Origin of the sequence: Corynebacterium wankanglinii (assembly GCF_013601005.1) — a bacterium.
Classification (GTDB): Bacteria; Actinomycetota; Actinomycetes; order Mycobacteriales; family Mycobacteriaceae; genus Corynebacterium; species Corynebacterium wankanglinii.
In genome coordinates, this window is the sequence record NZ_JABFED010000003.1 from 1 (window position 1) to 19049 (window position 19049).

Consider the following 19049-nt stretch of genomic DNA (forward strand, 5'->3'; position numbering starts at 1 on the left):
AGGTGTGTCGGTGGTTGATAGCGGCGGGGAAACGCCCGGTCCCATTCCGAACCCGGAAGCTAAGCCCGCCCGCGCCGATGGTACTGCCCCCGGGAGGGAGTGGGAGAGTAGGTTACCGCCGACCCAACAACTTCACACTTATGCACCCGCCCACACCATGTGTGGGCGGGTGCTTTCACGTATCTATACAAGCGGGACACCCCGCAAGCAACCGGTAATGGGTTGCGTGTGCGGTGGCGCTGATTGTGTGGTGAACGTCGAGTACCCCAGGTCGAGCACTCCGGTGGTCCGGGCCGTACTCGACCACCACCACTCGACCACCGCCACGCGACGCGGCGGGCCCGCACCACCCTGCCTGCGCACGATCTGACACTGGGCCCAGAATCAGGCCGTGTTCCCCCTAGTCGCCATTGGTGATATGTCAGATCATGCGCACACGCCGGTTCGTGCTGGAGGTCGAGTACCCCACGTCGAACACACCCCCACCCCCGGGCCCTACTCGACAACCACAACCCGCACCACCACACCGCAATCAACAGCGGGGCTCTACCTATCGACAGGAGGCCACATACGCCGCGGTGGCAGGATCCGCACCCACGAAGGAGCCCACAGTGGCGAAAGTCGAGTACCCCAGGTCGAGCACACCCCCGCATAGCTACGGACTCGACCTCCACTACTCGACCAACTGCCAAACTACAACGACAACCACCCCGCACGACCCACCCCGCCCCGAGGAGGAGCGTTAAAGTTCCATCAGGGCGTTCTTGGATTGCTCGACAAGTTCGGACTTCTTGCGCGCACGCTCGAGTAGGTTCCACTGCTCCTGGGGGATTGCTCCTCGCGCTGAGGAGACTACTGCCTCGTTCGGAGTTCCCCACGCGATGGGCATGGGCGTGATGGTCTGCCAATGCTGCTGGTCGCGTGCGGAGCGCTGCGCGCCAATGGCTGCGACGGGCACTTTGGTGCCCACCCTGTCGGGCGTGTTAGGCAGCGGCTGCACCACGCGGGAGGTGATGCCCCATCGCGGCGGCTGGTCGGGGTCCACGTTCAGGTTGACCAGCGCGGTCAGGGTTACGGTGGTCCCGGCGCGCTCGGTGATGATGGCGGGGGCCAGTGGGTGGTGGTCGTAGAGCTCCTGGATGCCGCCCACTTTCCGGGGAATGAGCATGGCAACGACGAGCATGAGGACTCCGAACAGAACGAGGCCTATGGAGCCGAGCCAGCGCCAGGGCGATGCCGCATCGACGAGGAACCATACTGCCGCGCCGGCGATGACAGAGATGACGAAGATGGCGATGCCGGAGGCGACCAAGCTGCGGGTGTCGCGCACCATCTCGTTGTGCTGCTTCGCAAAATCCTCGTCGACGTCGAACTTGAATACCTTCATGCCACTCATGGCATTCAAGTGTAAAGGTCGGAGGCGTCCACGAGCCGGTACGCGTAGCCCTGTTCGGCCAGGAAACGTTGGCGGTGCATGGCGTATTCGGAATCCAGGGTGTCGCGGGCGACGACGGTGTAGAACACGGCTTCCGAGCCGTCGGACTTTGGCCTCAGCAACCGCCCTAGTCGCTGGGCTTCTTCTTGGCGCGAGCCGAAGGTGCCGGAAACCTGGATGGCTACGGCGGCCTCCGGCAGGTCGATTGAAAAGTTCGCCACCTTGGACACTACGAGGGTGGGAATCGCGCCGTCGCGGAACGCCTGAAACGCCTCCTCGCGTTTTTTGGTGGTGGTTTTGCCGTCGACGAGCGGGGCATCGATGCGCGCGGCGATCTCCTCGAGCTGGTCCACGTACGCGCCGATGATCAGGGTCTGTTGGCCCTCATGCTTCGCCAGCAGCTTATCGACGACTTCCAGTTTCCCGCGCGAGCAGGCCGCCAGCCGGTAGCGCTCGCGGGTCTCCGCGGTGGCGTAGGTGAGGCGTTCCTCGTCGGAAAGCGTGGTGCGGACCTCGACGCACTCGGCGGTGGCGATGTAGCCGGCCATTTCGAGTTCTTTCCATGGGGCGTCGTAGCGCTTGGGGCCGATGAGGGAGAACACGTCGTCTTCGCGGCCGTCCTCGCGCACGAGGGTGGCTGTGAGGCCCAGGCGGCGGCGCGACTGCAGGTCCGCGGCCATGCGGAAAACGGGCGCGGGCAGGAGGTGGACCTCGTCGTAGATGATGAGGCCCCAGTCGCGGGAGTCGAACAGCTCGAGCGCGCGGTATTCGCCCTTGGTCTTGCGGGTGACCACCTGGTAGGTGGCGATGGTGACGGGACGGATCTCCTTGCGCTCACCGGAGTACTCGCCGATCTCCTCGGGGGTGAGGGTGGTGCGGCGCAGCAGCTCGTCGCGCCACTGGCGGCCCGCCACAGTATTTGTGACCAGGATGAGGGTGGTGGTTTGCGCTTGCGCCATGGAGGCGGCGCCGACGATGGTCTTGCCGGCGCCGCAGGGTAGCACCACCACGCCGGAGCCGCCCTCCCAGAAGGATTCGGTGGCGTATTGCTGGTAGTCGCGAAGCTGCCAGCCGTTGTGGTTCAGGGCGATGGGGTGGGATTCGCCGTCGACGTAGCCGGCGAGGTCCTCCACGGGCCAGCCCAGCTTTGTCAGCTCCTGTTTGATTTGGCCGCGGGAGGAGGGGTGGACGGGGACCGTGAGGTCGTCGATAGGCGAGGCGATGAGCGGCCGGATTTTCTTGGAGCGGGTGACCTCGACCAGGATCGCGGGGTCATCGGCCTCCAAGATGAGGCCGTGGGCGGGGTGGTTGACCAGCTTCAACCGGCCGTAGCGGGCCATGGTTTCGGCCACGTCCACGAGCAGCGCCTGCGGCACGGGGAAGCGCGAGTAGCGCTCGAGGGTGTCAACGGCCTGCTCGGCGTCGAAGCCGGCGGCGCGCGCGTTCCACAGCGCCAGCGGGGTGATGCGGTAGGTGTGGACGTGCTCGGGCGCGCGCTCCAGCTCTGCGAAGGGGGCGAGCGCGGCGCGGGCCTTGGGCGCGTCTGGGTGCGCGACCTCGAGCAGGACGGTCTTGTCCGATTGGACGATCAGTGGGCCGTCGTTATGAGTCATGCGAGCATTATGCCTCTGGGGGGCGTCGTATCAGTCAACGGGAATAAAAGGGGAATGACCCTTTTGGCCGAACATGTTACGAAAGCGCTTCCAACTATTCTTGCACGATTAAGGTTTTGGTTAACAGAATTTTACCCTTGGCATGGAATATGCGAATGAAAGCGCGTTCACGAAGTGATTCGGCATGGTCATTTTCGTGAGAACCGCTTTGGCTCCTGTCAACTGTGATCGAAAGGCAATTTCGTGAATCGCCCAACCATCTTGAAGAAAGCAACTGCTGTGATCGCCTCCGTCGCCGCTGCCTTTTCTCTAGCGGCTTGCAGCTCGTCCTCTGAGGGCGGATCCGAGGATCCGCTAGTCATCTACTCAAACTCAGTTTCTGACGGCCGCGGCGAATGGCTCGCTGAAAAGGCCGCCGAGGCTGGTTATGAAATTGAGTTCGTCAACCTCGGCGGTGGCGATATCCAAGACCGGCTCGTGGCTGAAAAGGCAAACCCGATGGCTGACGTGGTCTTCGGTTTGAACAATGTCTTCTTTGAGCACCTGAAAGCTGATGGGGTCCTAGAACCGTACAAGCCAGATTGGTCTAACAAGGTTGAGGCGGGTCTCGGCGATGATGAGCAGTACTGGCCGATCGTGCGCGAGCCAATCATGCTCGTTTATAACGATGCGGCATTCACCGAAGCAGACGCTCCAAAGGACTGGACTGACCTGTGGGAGCAAGATCGCTTCCACAACCGCTATGAGGTTCCGTCTGGTCTTGGCGGCGCAACTACGCAGATGGTGCTTTCCGGTATCCTCTCCCGCCATCTCGACGAAACAGGCGACTTGGGCGTGTCCGACGAGGGATGGAACGCAATCGAAGCCTACTTCAAGAACGGTGTGAAGTCCGTGAAGGGTACTGACCTTTACGCCCGCATGAAGTCCGATGAAGTTGACGCTGGTCAGATGTGGCTGGCAGGCAAGGCGAACCGCGAGAAGGAGTACGGTATCGAAACCAGCGCTGTTCACCCGGCGATTGGTGTGCCGATGGCGACCCAGCACATTGCAAAGGTGGCAGGCAGTGACAACGCCAAGGCCGAGGAGTTCATCAACTGGTTCGGTTCGGGCGAAATTCAAGCTGCGTGGTCAAACGAGTTCTTCACAGCTCCCGTGAACAAGGATGCCCTCGCTGAGGCTAACCAAGATGCTGTTCAGCAGACTGATTCTTTCAAGGCCCAGGACATTGATTGGCCGACTGTAGCGAAGAACCTTCCGTCTTGGATTGAAAAGATCGAGCTGCAGTACCTGTAAGGTCCGCCCGAACCACTATCTGGCTTAAAGCCTCGTTTCCTGAAGACGAGGCTTTTATTCTGAAAAACTTTCCTACAAGCCACTTCGGAGATCCCAATGATCAAGTTTGACCACATCAAGGTTGTCTATGGCGACTTTGTCGCAATCCCTGACTTCAACCTCGACGTCCACGAGGGTGAGTTCTTCACTTTCCTTGGCCCTTCCGGGTGCGGTAAATCCACCGCACTTCGCACACTTGCAGGCTTTATTACACCGTCTTCAGGAACGGTTGCGATTGACGGTAAGAATGTAACTCACGCTCACCCGTCAAAACGCGGGATTGGTATGGTGTTCCAAAACTACGCGCTGTTCCCGTCGATGAATGTGCGCGACAACATTGAATTCGGCCTCAAAATGGCCAAATTGCCGAAGGGTGAGATTTCAGAACGGGCCACCAGAGCGGCGCGGCAAGTATCCCTCACGGACGAGCAACTAGGTAAGCAAATTTCTGAGTTATCCGGCGGCCAGCAGCAGCGCGTTGCTATCGCGCGAGCCCTGGTCATGGAACCAAGTATTCTGCTCCTCGACGAGCCGTTGTCGAACCTCGACGCGCGCCTTCGAAAGCAGCTGCGTATCCAGCTGAAGGACATCCAATCCGAGGTGGGGATCACCACGGTCTACGTCACCCACGACCAAGAAGAAGCCCTTTCGATGTCCGACCGCATCGCTGTGCTGGACGAGGGGCGCATCGAACAGGTCGGCACCCCGCGCGAACTATATGAGGAATCGGCAACGGAGTTTGTCTGCACCTTCCTCGGGCAGGTGAATGGGCTCAGCGAAGCTCAGATTGCTGAGCTGAATAACCAAGGAGCGCACCTCTCTCCGTCGCACACGCACTATATCCGGCCAGAGCGACTGACGATCCAACCTGCTGAAGCTCAGTCGAGTGCCGGCAGCGCCCTACGACTCCCAGCGACAGTTGTCAGCGAAAGCTACTTGGGTGACCACTCCGTTCTCGAGGTCAACGCGCTCGGCGCTCCCTTGCGGGTTAACGTGTCGGGGCCAATCCCGCAGAACATCGCAGGCCGCGAAGTCACGCTGCTGCTAGAAGACTCCTCCATTAACAGCTTCGACGCAGACGGTCGCCGGGTAGCGAAGTAGGAGATGAACCGATGAATAAAAACCTTTTATCGATTCGCTCGATGTTGAAGTCCCCCCTCAACATCGTGGTTCTCATCGTGATGACATACGTTCTTATCACCTTTTTGATCTGGCCGAACCTCTCACTCCTACTGGGAGTGTTCAGGCAGAACGGCGAATGGAGTTTAGACGTTTTCTCCAAGCTGTTTGCTTCCGAGCGTGCGATGAAGTCGCTTCGAAACTCAATCATTCTCGCATTCGCGCTCTGCATCACGGTGAACGTGGTCGGCATCTTTATCGTTCTCGTCACCCGCTACTTTGACATCAAGGGCTCCCGGATTCTATTTCTCGGATTCGCCACGCCGCTGCTTTACGGCGGTGTCGTTATGGTTTCGGCTTACAACCTGATTTACGGTTCGAACGGCTACCTGACTAACGCGGCGGCGAGGATCTTTCCCGAGATGGACACCAACTGGTTTAAAGGTGCACTCGCGGTCATTTTGGTCATGACCTTCACTGGGACGGGAAGTCACCTGCTGTTTCTTTCTGACTCGATTTCGAAGATTGACTACCAGACCATTGAAGCGTCAAAACAGATGGGCGCCTCGACATGGCAAACATTCAGAGCGGTTGTTCTACCAGTCCTTCGACCCATGGTGTTCGCCATCACGATTCTCACATTCCTTGGAGGCCTTGGAGCTCTCACCGCTCCTTTGATCCTTGGCGGAGAGAACTTCCAGACGATCTCGCCGATGATTCTGACCTTCTCTCGGACTGTCAGTTCTCGCGACCTTGCTGCGACGCTAGCTATGTTCCTGGGCATCATGACCATCATCATGCTGGCGATACTTAACCGTGCCGAAAAGGGCGGAACTTACTTTTCTGTGTCTAAGGTTCCGGTTGCGCTTCAGAAACAGAAGATTGACAACCCAGTGGTGAATGCCATTGTCCACTTCCTCGCGTGGCTCCTCTGGCTGATCTATGTCACACCGCCCGTACTAATCTTCATTTTCTCGTTCACTAATGCTTCGGCGATTAGCAGCGGTCAAATTCGCTTTGCAGATTTCACGTTGAGCAACTACGCACGCATCTTCACGGATCCCGCCGCCATCAAACCGTTCGCTATCTCGATCGCGTACTCCGCGGTTGCTTCAGTGGTGGTTGTTTTCGCGATGCTTTTTGTCGCACGCTTGATCCAGCGACACCGCAATACTGTGACAATCTGGCTCGAGTACCTCTTGCACATCCCTTGGTTGCTGCCGGGAACGATGATCGCATTGGGTCTCCTGCTTACCTTCAGCACACCGCAGCCACTGGTGTTCGGGCAGGTTCTTTCTGGCACGGTGATTCTGCTGGCAATCGGTTACGTAATCGAGAAGATTCCATTTACGCTCAGGATGCTGAAGGCCTCTTACACAGGTGTTCCCGACAATCTCGAGGAAGCTGGGTCACTGCTTGGAGCTAGCGAGTTCAATATTTTCAGGAAGATCCTTTTGCCAATCGTATTGCCTGTCGCTGCGGCAATCACTGCTCGAAACTTCAATGCGTTGTTGGACGACTACGACACCGCAATCTTCCTTGCGCACCCGTTCTACCAGCCGTTAGGCATTTTCATCTACAACGCAACTGAGTCGGACACCTTGAATGATACGACTGCGCTCACGTTTGTTTACACGGTGCTCCTGATGATCATTTCTAGCTTGGTGCTTTACTCGGTTTACGGTCGCAGCAGCAAGCCGTCTCACGCCCGTCGCCGATTCGGATTGGGATGGCTGAGGAACATCTTCCGCCGTAGGGCGCTCCCGACTAAAATGAACGAGGTTATGAATTAATGGCATTCGATGTTATTGGTGATCCCGCCTATCAAGACATAAACCACCGCTTCTTGTCTGCAATCAGAGCTAAGAAACCACTGGTGGCTGTTCACCGAGGGCAGAACTCGGGCAGTATCGTTGAGAACACAGCCAAGGCAGTTCGGGCTGCGGTAGTCTCCGGGGCCGACATTGTGGAGATTGATGTTATCGAATCGACCGACGGTGATTTCTTCACGTTTCACAACGGCTACGAAGGTCACTACTTTGGGTTGGACCAAGACATCTTAACCCTGTCAACAGGGGAGCTGGAGCGCCTGCAATATGAAACTTTTGTTTCGGCCGAGGCTGAGAAGTGCGGGGTCGAAAAACTCGCGACCATTCTCGAGGCATCTTCGGATACGATAATCAACATCGACCGGTCGTGGAATTACTGGCAGAGACTGTTGCCGTTCCTCGATAGTTTTCAATGCGCAGAGCGGGTGCTGCTAAAAGCGCCAGTATCGATCCAGTGGTTAGAGGAGCTTGCCTCCCACCCGGTGAAGTATCCATTCATGCCGATTGTGAAAACGATCGAAGAAGTGGATCTCGTCCTTTCGCTTGGCGGGATCAACACTATGGCAATCGAGATTGTCGCGGAGAATGATGGCTCGGAGTTGGCATCTCCCGATCTTGCAAAGAATCTGCATGACGCGAATCTTTTGGTGCAGCTCAATGCACTGAACCTTCCGAACCGTGTTCCGCTATTTCTCGGTTGGGACGACGAAGTTTCGGTTCTGGATGAACCTGAAAAGGGTTGGGGTCTCCTTGTAGATCACGGCGCCGACATCATCCAGACCGATTGGCCGATGCTGCTCAACCGCTTCCTCTCATCGCGCAAATAGGGGAGGCTGAGCGGCATCGGTTGACGGCGGCAATTAGAATTGGCGCTTACCATTTCTCCGTCAGCTTTCCCGAGGCCGGTCAATGCAAAACACACGCAGCCACAAAACGCGCGTCACGATGGATGATGTGGCGCGCGTTGCGGGTGTTTCCCGCGCAACCGTGTCTCGAGTAATGACCGGGAATTCCTCGGTTAGCAAAGAAACGATCGCCCGAGTAAACGATGCAATCTCTTCGTTAGGCTATGTGCCTAATGTTGCAGCTCAAACCTTAGCGGGACGCAAGAATGAGATTCCGACGGTGGGATTACTGCTTCGAAATCCCGCGAGCACCTACTACGGCTTCTTCTACTCGCAGCTTCAGCGCCAATCAGAAGAAGCTGGTTTCCAGCTCGTTGCTTCGGTGCCCACAATCAGAGGCCGCACCGCCGACGAGCTTTCGGCGCTCGACCGGATGCTAAAGCTCGGTGTCAACGGCATATTTCTTGCGACCGGCTCCATCCGCCCGTCAGACGTGGAACTTCTCCTTGATACTGTCCCGATGATTTCGATCGGGCGTCCGGAACTCCACGATGAGATTACAGCGATTTCTTACGACGAGGACGCGCATGGCGAGATAATGGCGAACAATGTTATCTATCATGGTCATCAGACTGTTTGTGTCGTGAATGTTCCCGCTGAGGTGTCTTCATCCGAGTCGCACAGGTCGCTAGCGATGATCCGAACTCTTCGAGAAGCAGGGGTGGACGTTGCAGTCGTTGATGCTGGGGGACACGGCAAACGGATGGCGACCATAAAACGGGTTCTCGAACTCGTCAGTTCCGGGCGCGCTACTTGCGTAATGTTTCCCGCAGACGACCGAGCTTTGCAGTTCATTGACTATTGCACTATGGCTGGCTTGAAAATTCCTGAAGCTGTCAGCGTTACTGGCGTGGATGGAGTGTTTCCGAGGTGGCAGGATCTCGGTCTAGCCACTCTTCGGCTGCCTGTTGAAGGGGTAGTGGCACGGGCCTCTCAGGTAATGGGTTCAAGATTGGAAAACCCGCGGCAGCCCGTGGTTCATGAAACGCTAGTGGGCCATTTTGTGCCAGGGCGCACGCTGGCCACGGCTCATCAATTCTCAGGCGGCGGGCGCTAATCGGGAACGTATAGTTGTCGCATTTTACTGGCAACTGATTCGGGGGTGGTGTCGCTAACCCAAACCCCCATCCCGGATTCGCTGCCCGCCAGGTATTTCATCCGGCCGGGGGAGCGCATGAGAGAGAACAGCTGAAGATGCAGCCTGCCATCGTCTGGCGACTTAGCGGGTGCCTGGTTCCATGCCGCAATGTAGGGTGTCCGCTCAACGCCCTCAAAGAACATGTCGACTGCGCGGAACAGGGAGTCAAGTATGGCCGCGAGGTCATCCCGTTCCTCGGAGGTGAGATGGGGGAATGAGGGGACCGCTCGTTTTGCCATCACCATAATTTCGAGGGGCCATTTGGCAGCGGCGGGGGTGAACACGAGGAAGTGGGGGGTGTCGGCGATAACGCGATCGCCGGCATGGAGCTCAGCCGCGATGATCTCGTCGAAGAGCGATGTGCTCCGGCTCGACCGATGGGTGCGCGCCTGTTTCGCGATGGCCGCAGCACGAGGAGGCACGAACGGGTAAGAGTAAATCTGGCCGTGCGGGTGATGAAGAGTTACGCCAATCTCCTCGCCGCGATTCTCGAACGGGAACACCAAAGCGACATCATCGATGGCTTCCAACTCCTCCGTTCGCTGCGCCCACACGTCGATGAGGGCACGCTTTCTCGCCAGCGGGAGATCTTTGAATGAACCGTCTGCGTCTGGGGTGAAACACACGACCTCGCAGCGGCCGAGGGCAGGAGCGCGGTGGAAGAGCTCATTTCCGCCAACGTAGGGATCGTGGCCTTCCGCAAAGCCGAGGTGCATACTCAACGACGGAAACCGGTTCTCAAAAACCGTTATTTGGTAATCGTCTTCGGGAATTTCACTAGGATGCTGTCCCAGACGTGTAGGAGCCAGAGGGTCCTCGTTTGCGGGAGGCAAGAACGTGCGGTTCTGGCGATGTGCCGCGTAGATCGCCCAATCGCCGGTCAGAGGATCTCGGCGCATCCACGACTCAGTTTGCACGCGCGCCAAGTCGCGAAAATCGCTGGCGGTTCGTTCGGGGGTGCCTGGCTCGTCGAAATAGAGGAGCTCGCGGCCATCGGAAAGGTTGGTTCTGGTTACTCGTAGCTCGCCCATCTTTTTGGCCTTTCAGATTCGTCGGATGGCTGTCATTTATGCATTTGGTGGTGAGACCCCCGCTGAGTCTCACTCAGCGAACTTCGTGGTCTCATTGAAAACTGCTCCCCGGTAGTCGGTAACTGATTTCTCAGTCCAACTAATGGGGAGCAGTTCAGATTGCGGCGGGGGTCTGCGGAAACGGGGGTTGAGATTCGAAACCGACTTACATCGGAAGCATTGCACGAATCTGATCCGCGGCGGTGTTGATCGGGCCGCCCAAGCCGGCGATCAAAGCGAGAACTACTGCGAACGCGCCGAGGAAGGTGCCGCCGATGAACAGCCCGGCGCTGCTACCGGCCCTCGATGAAGTGTCTTGCTGGACAGTAGGGGCAGCAACAGTGGTGGTCACAACGGTTGTTTTCGGCGCCGGCGCGGGCGGGATGACGGTGGTGACTACTGGTGCTGGTGCGGGTGCGGTTACAGTCGTAGCCGTTGGCACGACAAGGTCGGCCTGAACCCAGTCGACTGACATGTAGTCGGGATGGGTGAAAGTGAACTTGATTCGGTTGGTGCCCTTCTTCAAGTCGTACTTGCCCAAGCTAATTACCGTGAAGTGGCGGTTGTGGGTGGTATTCGGGGTTGCCACCACTCGGCGCTGCCCATCGCCGGTCTCCACCGTGACGGTGCCACCGGGCTCGGTGTCGGCGGACTGGCGCATGGTCAGCTCGTACTCGCCGTCCTTAGGAATATCGAAATCCAGTGCCCAGAACTCGTCTCGGATGTACTGAATGATCTGTGCCCCATCGAGGTTGCACGCGTCAATCGGATTGCCGGGATGGGCAACGGGAACCTTGCAATCGTTCTTCTCGTTGTCGTCCTTGAACCACGCCGGATCGTTCACGTAATCTTCGGCTTGGACTCGAATAGAACCTTCCTTCAGACCGTACTTGGTGATGTCCTCGCCGGAGCGCCAAGCGTAGATGGACTTTACATTGTCGGTCTGAATAATGTCTGCGCCACGGGCAACGTGGTAGCCCCAACCGGTAGCCGGATCGATGAGGGAGGCCTCGTCCGTGTGGCCACCGCCCACAGAGTTCCACATAGAGTTGGCGTAGATGGCGGCCTTGCCGTCTACCTTTTTCCAGAAATCGTCAGCACCTTGAGGGTCGGAATCGGAGTCCCAGGCGATTTCGAAAACGTCTGGCATGACACCGGCTTCGACAAACTTGTCAAAGTGGTCAGCTTCCTTGTCGTTGATAACGTGCATGTAATAGGCGTCAGGGTTCGCTTTCATAAACGCGACCGCTTCCTCGACGGTAGGGGATCCCTTGAAAAGGGCGTATTGGAGCATGTCCTCTTCCAGAATCTCCGTGAGCATTTGGTCGCGGTGCTCCCAACCCTTGTCAAGGTTGAGGAGCACATTCTTACCCTTCACCGCCGCGAGAACTTCCTTGAAGGTCGGTACCTGATATTCGGTTACAGGTGCGGGACCATTGCCCTGGTTCTGGCGCAGGCGCAGTTTCTTGATCTCCTCAAGAGTCATGTCCGCAACGTTGCCCGTTCCGTTTGTGGTGCGGTCGACAGTCTTATCGTGCATGAGGACGAGATGGCCATCCTTGGTGCTGCTGATGTCGATCTCCACAATGTCGGCACCGTCCTTGATAGCGTCGAGAATGCCGGGAATTGAATTTTCGGGATTATCGCGCCACTGGCCGCGGTGGGCAGCGATCCACGGAGTCGGGGCAGGACCGTGTGGAAGGCGAATGCGGGAAACTGCGTCGTGCGACTGGACAATGGTGGATTCTGCGGCAACCGCCGCGACGCTAGTAATAGCGCCGATCTGAGATAGGCCGACCAGGATTGCGATTGAGCCTGAAAATTTGATGGAGTTTCTCACAGCGAACATTGAACCAAAGGGTGAAAGCGCTTTCAATCCGGAAGAGGATTCTATCCAGCTGTTCAGATTAAATTCTTCTGCTGTTCATCTGCATTACCGGGCGTTCACATGTTTCTTCGACCGGTCGAACATCAGCATCACAAACCCTGCTGCGATCCAGATGGCAAGCACCCTCCATGCGCCGCCGGCGCCGCCGTCGAAAAAGGCGAGCGAGCGAACTAGGAATCCGGTGGCGCCGATGGGCATCCACTGGCCGATGAGTGCCGCAGCGTGCGGGAGTAACCAGGGGCCTGTGGCCAAGCCGGAGAGCGGGTTGCCCACAAAGATGGTGAGCACTGCGCCGATGCCGATGCCGGGTGTGTCGGTGAGTGCAGCGAGGCCTGCCGTAAGCATCGAGGTGGCCAGAATGCCCATAGAGGTGGCCAACCACTCCATGCCGAAGATGCCGCCAAGGGCCCCGTAGACGGAGTGCAGCATCCAGGTTGCCACGAGTCCGCCGACCATAGCGATGCCGGTAACCACAGCCATCTTGGCTCACTTATGTCCGCGGAAGGGGAAGGTAGCGATGACGGCGGAGATGATGCCGCCGAACGCCAGCGGCAGGCCGAGAAGGCTGTGGCCGGACGCCTGCGGGTCGTCCTGGGTGGTCGGTGCGAGGTCTTCGTGTTCCTCGCCGACTTTGACGAGCGCCCCGAGCAATCCTGGAGGGAGACGGTACACGGCGTCGTCGGCTTGAAGCTGCCGTCGCTTGCGCAGGCGATTTTTGGCGGAGCTTATCGACGAAGGCGATTTCGAACGCGTCCGCACCCGTTTCGGCAGCGGCGCCGTCGACCGCGTCCGGAGGATCTACGCCGACATCTTGGAGCGCGTGGCGGCGGCTGGGCTGTGCCCCGCGGGGAGGGACCCCGTCCGCTTCCACCGCGCGCTGGCGGCGGTTGCCAAGCCGCTGCCGGCTGCCGAGGTGCTGGGGGAGGAGTATGCCGACCAGCAGGAGTTCGTGGTCAACGTGCTGCTGGACGGGTTCAAGGCGGAGGCGGCGGGCTAAGCCTGACGCAGCACCTGCGACCATTTGGTCACGCTGCCGTTGTTCAGGATCGAACGCTTGTAGATGCGTGCGGCGAACCATACCACGAGGGCCGTCACCAGCGCGGCGAGCGCGAACGAGCCTGCCAACTGCGGCCCGGTGAAATCGCCTGCCGCGAAGGACAGCGGCGCGGCGAAGATGGAAAACGGCGGGATCCAGCTCAGCACCTGCATCCAGGTGGTGTCCGTGGCCATCCAGCCGAAACCGGGGATGTAGGCGGTGGCCATGATCAGCAGCAGGATGGGCATCTGGGTGGACTGCAGGTCTTCGGTGCGCTGCACCATCGCGCCCGCCGCCGCGTAGAGCGCGCCGAAAAACAGCATCGCCAGCGCCCACGCGATAAGCAGAATGGGGAAGACGGACCAATCCAGTTCGATGCCGTCTGCCAGGCCGGAGAGGTGCAGACCGACCCCACCCACCAGCAGCAGGACGGCGGTGGAAAGGAATCCGATGATGAAGGTACCCAGCAGCTTGCCGGCCAAAAAGTCCAGCGGGCGCACCGACGAGAGTACCAGCTCCACCACGCGGGAAGACTTCTCCTCGGTGACGCGGCTGCCCACCTGCGCCGCGAAGGTGATCACGGTGAAGATCACCACCATCAGCGCCACGAATGTGGTGAGTAGACGGATGAAGTGCTCTTCGGTGTCGCCGTCGCCGCTGACGTCCACCGGCACGACCTCGATCTGTGGGGAGGCGGCCTCGTAGTCTGCCTCGGAAATGCCCAAGTTGTGCAGTGTCTCTGCCCGCGAGTACTGCTGCGACAGTCCCTCGAGTCCGGTGAGGATGCCCGTCGAGGGCATTCCGTCGCTGACGACCTCCCATTGATTTCCCTCAGCTACCAGCGCGGCCTCGACGTCGCCGTCGCGAACGAGTTGCTCGGCTTCGCTACGGTCGGCGGCGGCGCGCCCGTCGTAGCCGGCGTCGTTGAGCAGCTGCGCGTCCACGCCCACCGCGGCGACCGCCGGGCCGGCCTCGCCGGATTCGTCCTTGTCTTTCTGCCAGGCGGCGAAGCCGATGAAGCCCAGCATGGCCAGCAGGAGGATCACCAGCGTGATGATGGTGCCTTTTTTCAGCAGCAGGATCTGCACCTCGCGCTTGGCGGTGGTGGTGATTGTGTGGACGGGGGAGTATGGCTTCATTACTGCACAACCTCCTTGAACATGTCGGCCAGATCCGGCACGACGCGGGTGAACTCGTGGACCGGGCCGGCGGCCATCGCGGCCTGCAGGATGGCCTGGTCGTTGTCTGCGGAATCGGTTTCGAGGATGACGTAGTCGGCACCCTCGCCCACGAGCGACGCGCCCGCCGGGATCCAGCCGCGTGCGCGCGTGCCCACGCGGTAGCGGAGGGGCCCACCCGAGCGCAGCTCATCGACGGTTCCTTCAGCGACCATGCGGCCCCGGGTGACAATGCCGATGCGGTCGCACAGCCGCTGCACCAAATCGAGCTGGTGTGACGAGAAGATCACCGGCACGCCGGCGCGGGCGCGGTCGGTGAGCATCGTGCTCATCACGTCCACTGCCACCGGGTCGAGGCCGGAAAAGGGCTCGTCCAAGATCAGGATGTCCGGGTCGTGGATGAGCGACGCGGCGAGCTGGACGCGCTGCTGGTTGCCCAACGAGAGATCGTCGAGTTTGTCGTTCAGGCGCTCACCGAGACCGAGAGCGTCGAGCAGCTCGGTGCCGCGCTTCTTGGCGGCGGCGCCGTCGACGCCGTGGAGCTTGGCCAGGAAGACCAGCTGGTCCAGGATCTTTTCTTTGCCGTACAGGCCGCGCTCTTCGGGCATGTAGCCGATGCGGCGGCGGGAGTCGTCGTCAAGCGGTTGCCCGTCGAGGAGCACCTCGCCCGAATCGGCGGCGAGCACGCCCAGCGCAATGCGCATGGTGGTGGACTTGCCGGCGCCGTTGGAGCCGACGAAGCCGTACATTTCGCCGCCGTGGACGGTGAAATCCATGCCGTCGAGCGCCTGGACGTCGCCGAAGCGTTTGTGCAGGTTTCGTATTTCGATAGTTGTCACTTTTCCTCCTCTTTGCGGTTGAAGGTAATGGCGAATCCGACCATGGGCAGCGGGTAAACGATGAGGAAGGTAAACAGCAGGAAGTACCCGCAAGCCATGAGTGCGGTGGAGCTGGGGGAGCCGCGCAGCGCCCCAAGCAGCAAGAAGACGGTGCCTCCGATGCCGGTGAGTGCGGAGTACGCCTTGAGTGCGCGCTTGCGCCAAGTGTCCAACACGTGGCGCTCGTACTCGTCGACCTGTTCATCCGGGGCGGTGTCGATGTTGTTGTTGGCGCCGCGCAGCATGGACCAGGAGTACATGCTGACCAGCATTCCGGCGACCAGGGCGGCAAGCGCCGGCCCACGGGCATCGGACACCTGCCCGGCCACGGTGCCCGCAATGGCCACAGCGATGCCGGCGAAGAATGCGACGATCAACCGGCGGGTGTCGCGGGGGTTGCGGAACCTCTTGGTGTTCAACGGGTCTTGGTCGCGGATGGAAGTGATGCGGTTCATTTGGTGTACAGCTCCTTCGACATGGGGGCGAACTCGGTGCGCGAGAACACGGCTTCCACGGGCAGCTCGAAGACGTCGCAGATGCGAAACGCCAGGTCGAGGCTGGGGGAGTGGTCGCCGCGCTCAAGGGCACCGACGGTTTGCGGGTTGACGTCGATGAGTTCCGCGAGCTGGGCGCGCGACATGTCACGTTCGGCCCGGAGGACGCGGACACGGTTAAAGATCGGGTCCTTCGGTAGCTTCTTCGGTGACATGCATTGAAGTGTTGTATAAACCCAACACTTTGTCAAGGGGTTGGGATGAAAGATCGTGCAGTGCCGAAGGGATAACATGGTCCTATGACTGCAACTGTTTCCTCCCCGTCAGCGCATCTCGCCCGCGAACTCGGGTCCGACCAGGCACTTTCCACCCGCCCCATCGACCGCATCAAATACGCCCACGACGCGTCCCACTTCCTCTACACCCCGGACGTTGTGGTGGAGGCCCGCACGGCCCACGACGTGGCGGCAGCGTTCCGCGCCTCGGCCTCCTCCGGCGCACCGGTGGTGCTGCGCGCCGGCGGCACCTCGCTGTCCGGCCAGGCCGGCGGCGGGGGCATGCTGGTGGACGTGCGCAAACACTTCCGAGGTGTGGAGGTCCTCGACGGCGGGGCGCGTGTGCGGGTTCAGCCCGGCTCCACGGTGCGCCAGGTCAACGCCCACCTCGCCCCGTACGGGCGCAAGATCGGCCCGGACCCGGCCTCCGAAGGCGCGGCGACCATGGGCGGGGTGATCGCCAACAACTCCTCCGGCATGGCGTGCGGCACGAAGTTCAACACGTACAACACCATCGAGTCGATGACCTTCGTCCTGCCGTCTGGCACCGTCATCAACACCGCGCACAAGGACGCGGGGGCGCAGTTCGCGCGGGAGGAAGCGGAGCTCGTCGCAAAGCTTGAGCAGCTGAAGCGGCGGGTGCGCGAGAACCGCGAATCCGTGGACACCATTGAGCGCCACTTCGCGCTGAAAAACACGATGGGCTACAGCCTGAACGCCTTCCTGGATTACGATTCGCCGCTGCAGATCTTCATGCACCTGCTGGTCGCTTCCGAGGGCACGCTCGCGTTCATCGCGGAAGCGGTGCTGCGCACGGTGGAGGTACCGAAGCTGAAGACCACCACGATCGCCGTGTACCCGACGCTGGATGCGGCGACACGCTCGCTGCCTGCGCTGTTCGACTCCCAGGCCGCCACGCTGGAGCTGATGGACTCGCGCTCCATCAAGGTCGGCCGCACCTTCGACTCGGTGCCGGAGCAGATCACCGGCTTCGAACTGTCCGGCCAGGCCGCGCTGCTGATCGAGTACCACGCGAACGAGGCCGAGCAGCTGCGCGAGTACGAGCAGGCCGGCACCAAGCTCCTGCGCGAGCTCGACCTGCAAACCCCGGCGCAGTTCACCACCGACGCCGCCGAGGCCGCCAAGGCGTGGGCCTTCCGCAAAGGCCTCTACGCGCAGGTGGCGGAGGCGCGCCCGTCCGGCACCACCGCGCTGCTCGAAGACATCGCGGTGCCCGTGGGCGACCTCGCCGACACGTGCGGCGGGTTGCAGCAGCTTTTCGACGCCTACGGCTACGACGACGCCGTCATCTTCGGCCACGCCAAGGACGGCAACATCCACTTCCTCATCACCGACCGCTTCGAAGGCGACGAGAACTTGAACCGCTACGACGGCTTCAACGAGGACATGGTGGACCTCGTCCTCGGCGCCGGCGGCAACCTGAAGGCGGAGCACGGCACCGGCCGCGTCATGGCGCCGTACGTGCGCCGCCAGTACGGCGACGAGCTCTACGAGGTCATGGTGGAGCTCAAGCGCGCAGCCGACCCGCGCGGCGTGATGAACCCGGGCGTGATCATCACCGACGACGAGCGCGAGCACATGAAGAACTTCAAGCTCAACCCGCAGGTGGAAGACGCGATCGACTCATGCGTGGAGTGCGGCTACTGCGAGCCGGTGTGCCCCTCGCGCGACCTGACCATGACCCCGCGCCAGCGCATCGTGGTGCGCCGGGCGCGTGCGAAGGCGATCCAGGACGGCGACGCGGAGCTGGTCAAGCATATCGACGAGGCCTACCAGTACGACGGCATCGACACCTGCGCGGTGGACTCGATGTGCGTGACGGCCTGCCCGGTGAAAATCGACACCGGCAAATTTATCAAGTCCCTGCGCCGCGGCCAGGCCGGCGCTGTGGAATCTGCCGGCTGGGCGGCCGCGGCGAAGGCGTGGGGGACGGGCAACACCATGGCGTCCGCCGCGTTGACTGGCGCCTACTACATGCCCACCTCACTGGTGCAGAAGGTCACCGACGTGGCACGCACCCTGGTGGGCGACGACACTGTGCCGCAGTACCGCCCAGAGCTGTCCAAGGGCGGCGCGAAGCGCTCGAAGGCGTTCGGTCAGCGCATCGGCGCGCCGGGCGTGGAGCCGGCGGGCGTGTTCGTGCCGGCGTGCGTGAACTCCATGTTCGGCCCGCAGGGCGAGGGCGTGGGCGCCTCGGCGGCGTTTGCCAAGCTCGTCGAGCGCGCCGGGCTCGCCCTGACGGTCCCGGAGGGCATCGACGGGATGTGCTGCGGCACCCCGTGGACGTCGAAAGGCATGAGCACGGGCCACGACATCATGCAGCGTCGCGTGAACGACCAGCTCATCGCCGCCACCGACGGTGGGCGCCTGCCCGTGGTGGTGGACGCGTCCAGCTGCACCCACGGCTTCCGCGACATGGCCGAAGGCATCGGCATCACCGTCATCGACGCCATCGAGTTCGTCGAGGACCAGGTGCTTGAGCGCCTGGACGTCACGCACAAGGTGGAGTCGGTGACGCTGCACCCGACGTGTTCGGCGACGCACCTTGGGATCGTCGATACGCTCAAGCGTGTCGCGGGCGCCGCGGCCGAGGACGTGCGCGTGCCCGCGGAGTGGAACTGCTGCGGCTACGCGGGCGACCGCGGCATGCTGCACCCGGAGCTGACGCATTCGGCGACGCAGCGCGAGGCGGCGCAGGCGAGCGAGCTAGATTCGGCGTGCCACGCGTCGTCCAACCGCACCTGCGAGCTGGGGCTCACCGCGGCGACGGGCGAGGACTACGAGCACATTTTGGAAATCCTGGAACGCGCCAGCCGCTAGGCCAGGACGAGGTAACCC

General features: G+C 60.8%; 17 protein-coding genes and 1 rRNA gene. 8 read left to right on the plus strand and 10 right to left on the minus strand.

Annotation, left to right across the window (positions count from 1 at the left end; translation table 11 throughout):
- Nucleotides 1-6: 6 nt before the first annotated feature.
- Nucleotides 7-124, plus strand: a 5S ribosomal RNA gene (gene rrf / locus HMA55_RS05395).
- A 618-nt stretch (nucleotides 125-742) separates the two neighbouring features.
- On the opposite strand, the gene HMA55_RS05400 is transcribed toward rrf, so the two are convergent.
- Together HMA55_RS05400 and HMA55_RS05405 are read right to left on the minus strand one after the other, a co-directional pair.
- Nucleotides 743-1396, minus strand: coding sequence for a DUF3239 domain-containing protein (locus HMA55_RS05400; protein WP_308239987.1), 654 nt, complete (start codon nucleotides 1394-1396; stop codon nucleotides 743-745).
- A gap of 5 nt (nucleotides 1397-1401) precedes the next feature.
- Complete coding sequence (locus HMA55_RS05405; protein ID WP_181192071.1) at nucleotides 1402-3048, minus strand: DNA repair helicase XPB; 1647 nt, start codon at nucleotides 3046-3048, stop codon at nucleotides 1402-1404.
- Nucleotides 3049-3291: 243 nt separating this feature from the next.
- Between HMA55_RS05405 and HMA55_RS05410 the strand changes: the two genes are divergently transcribed.
- The 5 genes from HMA55_RS05410 to HMA55_RS05430 all read left to right on the plus strand — a co-directional run bounded on the left by HMA55_RS05410 (nucleotide 3292) and on the right by HMA55_RS05430 (nucleotide 9290).
- The gene (locus tag HMA55_RS05410) at nucleotides 3292-4341 is read left to right on the plus strand and encodes an extracellular solute-binding protein (RefSeq protein WP_219910436.1); all 1050 of its coding nucleotides are present in this window, start codon (nucleotides 3292-3294) and stop codon (nucleotides 4339-4341) included.
- Nucleotides 4342-4437: 96 nt separating this feature from the next.
- The gene (locus HMA55_RS05415; protein WP_181192072.1) at nucleotides 4438-5481 is read left to right on the plus strand and encodes an ABC transporter ATP-binding protein; all 1044 of its coding nucleotides are present in this window, start codon (nucleotides 4438-4440) and stop codon (nucleotides 5479-5481) included.
- Nucleotides 5482-5492: 11 nt separating this feature from the next.
- Nucleotides 5493-7292, plus strand: a complete 1800-nt coding sequence (locus tag HMA55_RS05420; RefSeq protein ID WP_181192073.1) for an ABC transporter permease — start codon at nucleotides 5493-5495, stop codon at nucleotides 7290-7292.
- Entirely contained in the window at nucleotides 7292-8155 is an 864-nt protein-coding gene (locus HMA55_RS05425; protein ID WP_181192074.1) for a glycerophosphodiester phosphodiesterase family protein, read from the plus strand. Before HMA55_RS05420 ends, HMA55_RS05425 begins: the two co-directional genes overlap by 1 nt.
- Nucleotides 8156-8237: 82 nt before the next feature.
- Nucleotides 8238-9290 carry a LacI family DNA-binding transcriptional regulator gene (locus HMA55_RS05430; RefSeq protein ID WP_181192075.1) on the plus strand — a complete coding sequence of 351 codons (1053 nt, stop codon included), beginning with the start codon at nucleotides 8238-8240 and terminating at the stop codon, nucleotides 9288-9290.
- Here the strand turns inward: HMA55_RS05430 and galT are convergent.
- The 4 genes from galT to HMA55_RS05450 form a co-directional block, all read right to left on the minus strand.
- On the minus strand, nucleotides 9287-10402 hold the full coding sequence (gene galT / locus HMA55_RS05435; protein ID WP_181192076.1) for a galactose-1-phosphate uridylyltransferase: 1116 nt from the start codon (nucleotides 10400-10402) through the stop codon (nucleotides 9287-9289). The two genes, HMA55_RS05430 and galT, sit on opposite strands and share 4 nt — an antisense overlap.
- 205 nt (nucleotides 10403-10607) lie before the next feature.
- Nucleotides 10608-12281: a glycerophosphodiester phosphodiesterase family protein gene (locus tag HMA55_RS05440; RefSeq protein WP_181192077.1), complete on the minus strand. Its 1674-nt coding sequence runs from the start codon at nucleotides 12279-12281 to the stop codon at nucleotides 10608-10610.
- Nucleotides 12282-12374: 93 nt separating this feature from the next.
- Entirely contained in the window at nucleotides 12375-12809 is a 435-nt protein-coding gene (locus tag HMA55_RS05445) for a hypothetical protein (protein ID WP_181192078.1), read from the minus strand.
- Between the two features lie 6 nt (nucleotides 12810-12815).
- On the minus strand, nucleotides 12816-13001 hold the full coding sequence (locus HMA55_RS05450) for a hypothetical protein (protein WP_181192079.1): 186 nt from the start codon (nucleotides 12999-13001) through the stop codon (nucleotides 12816-12818).
- Nucleotides 13002-13029: 28 nt separating this feature from the next.
- On the opposite strand from HMA55_RS05450, the gene HMA55_RS05455 reads away from it, so the two are divergent.
- Nucleotides 13030-13326 (plus strand): hypothetical protein, encoded by a 297-nt coding sequence (locus HMA55_RS05455; RefSeq protein ID WP_181192080.1) that lies wholly within the window; start codon nucleotides 13030-13032, stop codon nucleotides 13324-13326.
- Here HMA55_RS05455 and HMA55_RS05460 read toward each other — a convergent pair.
- From HMA55_RS05460 to HMA55_RS05475, 4 genes are read right to left on the minus strand one after another with little or no spacing between them, the layout of a single operon-like run.
- Complete coding sequence (locus tag HMA55_RS05460; RefSeq protein ID WP_181192081.1) at nucleotides 13323-14504, minus strand: ABC transporter permease; 1182 nt, start codon at nucleotides 14502-14504, stop codon at nucleotides 13323-13325. The two genes, HMA55_RS05455 and HMA55_RS05460, sit on opposite strands and share 4 nt — an antisense overlap.
- Nucleotides 14504-15382, minus strand: a complete 879-nt coding sequence (locus HMA55_RS05465; protein WP_181192082.1) for an ABC transporter ATP-binding protein — start codon at nucleotides 15380-15382, stop codon at nucleotides 14504-14506. Before HMA55_RS05465 ends, HMA55_RS05460 begins: the two co-directional genes overlap by 1 nt.
- Nucleotides 15379-15876, minus strand: coding sequence for a hypothetical protein (locus HMA55_RS05470; protein ID WP_181192083.1), 498 nt, complete (start codon nucleotides 15874-15876; stop codon nucleotides 15379-15381). Before HMA55_RS05470 ends, HMA55_RS05465 begins: the two co-directional genes overlap by 4 nt.
- Nucleotides 15873-16130 (minus strand): helix-turn-helix transcriptional regulator, encoded by a 258-nt coding sequence (locus HMA55_RS05475; protein WP_181192084.1) that lies wholly within the window; start codon nucleotides 16128-16130, stop codon nucleotides 15873-15875. Before HMA55_RS05475 ends, HMA55_RS05470 begins: the two co-directional genes overlap by 4 nt.
- Before the next feature lie 84 nt (nucleotides 16131-16214).
- Here HMA55_RS05475 and HMA55_RS05480 point away from each other — a divergent pair, with 84 nt between their 5' ends.
- The gene (locus tag HMA55_RS05480; RefSeq protein ID WP_181192085.1) at nucleotides 16215-19031 is read left to right on the plus strand and encodes an FAD-binding and (Fe-S)-binding domain-containing protein; all 2817 of its coding nucleotides are present in this window, start codon (nucleotides 16215-16217) and stop codon (nucleotides 19029-19031) included.
- Nucleotides 19032-19049: the final 18 nt, after the last annotated feature.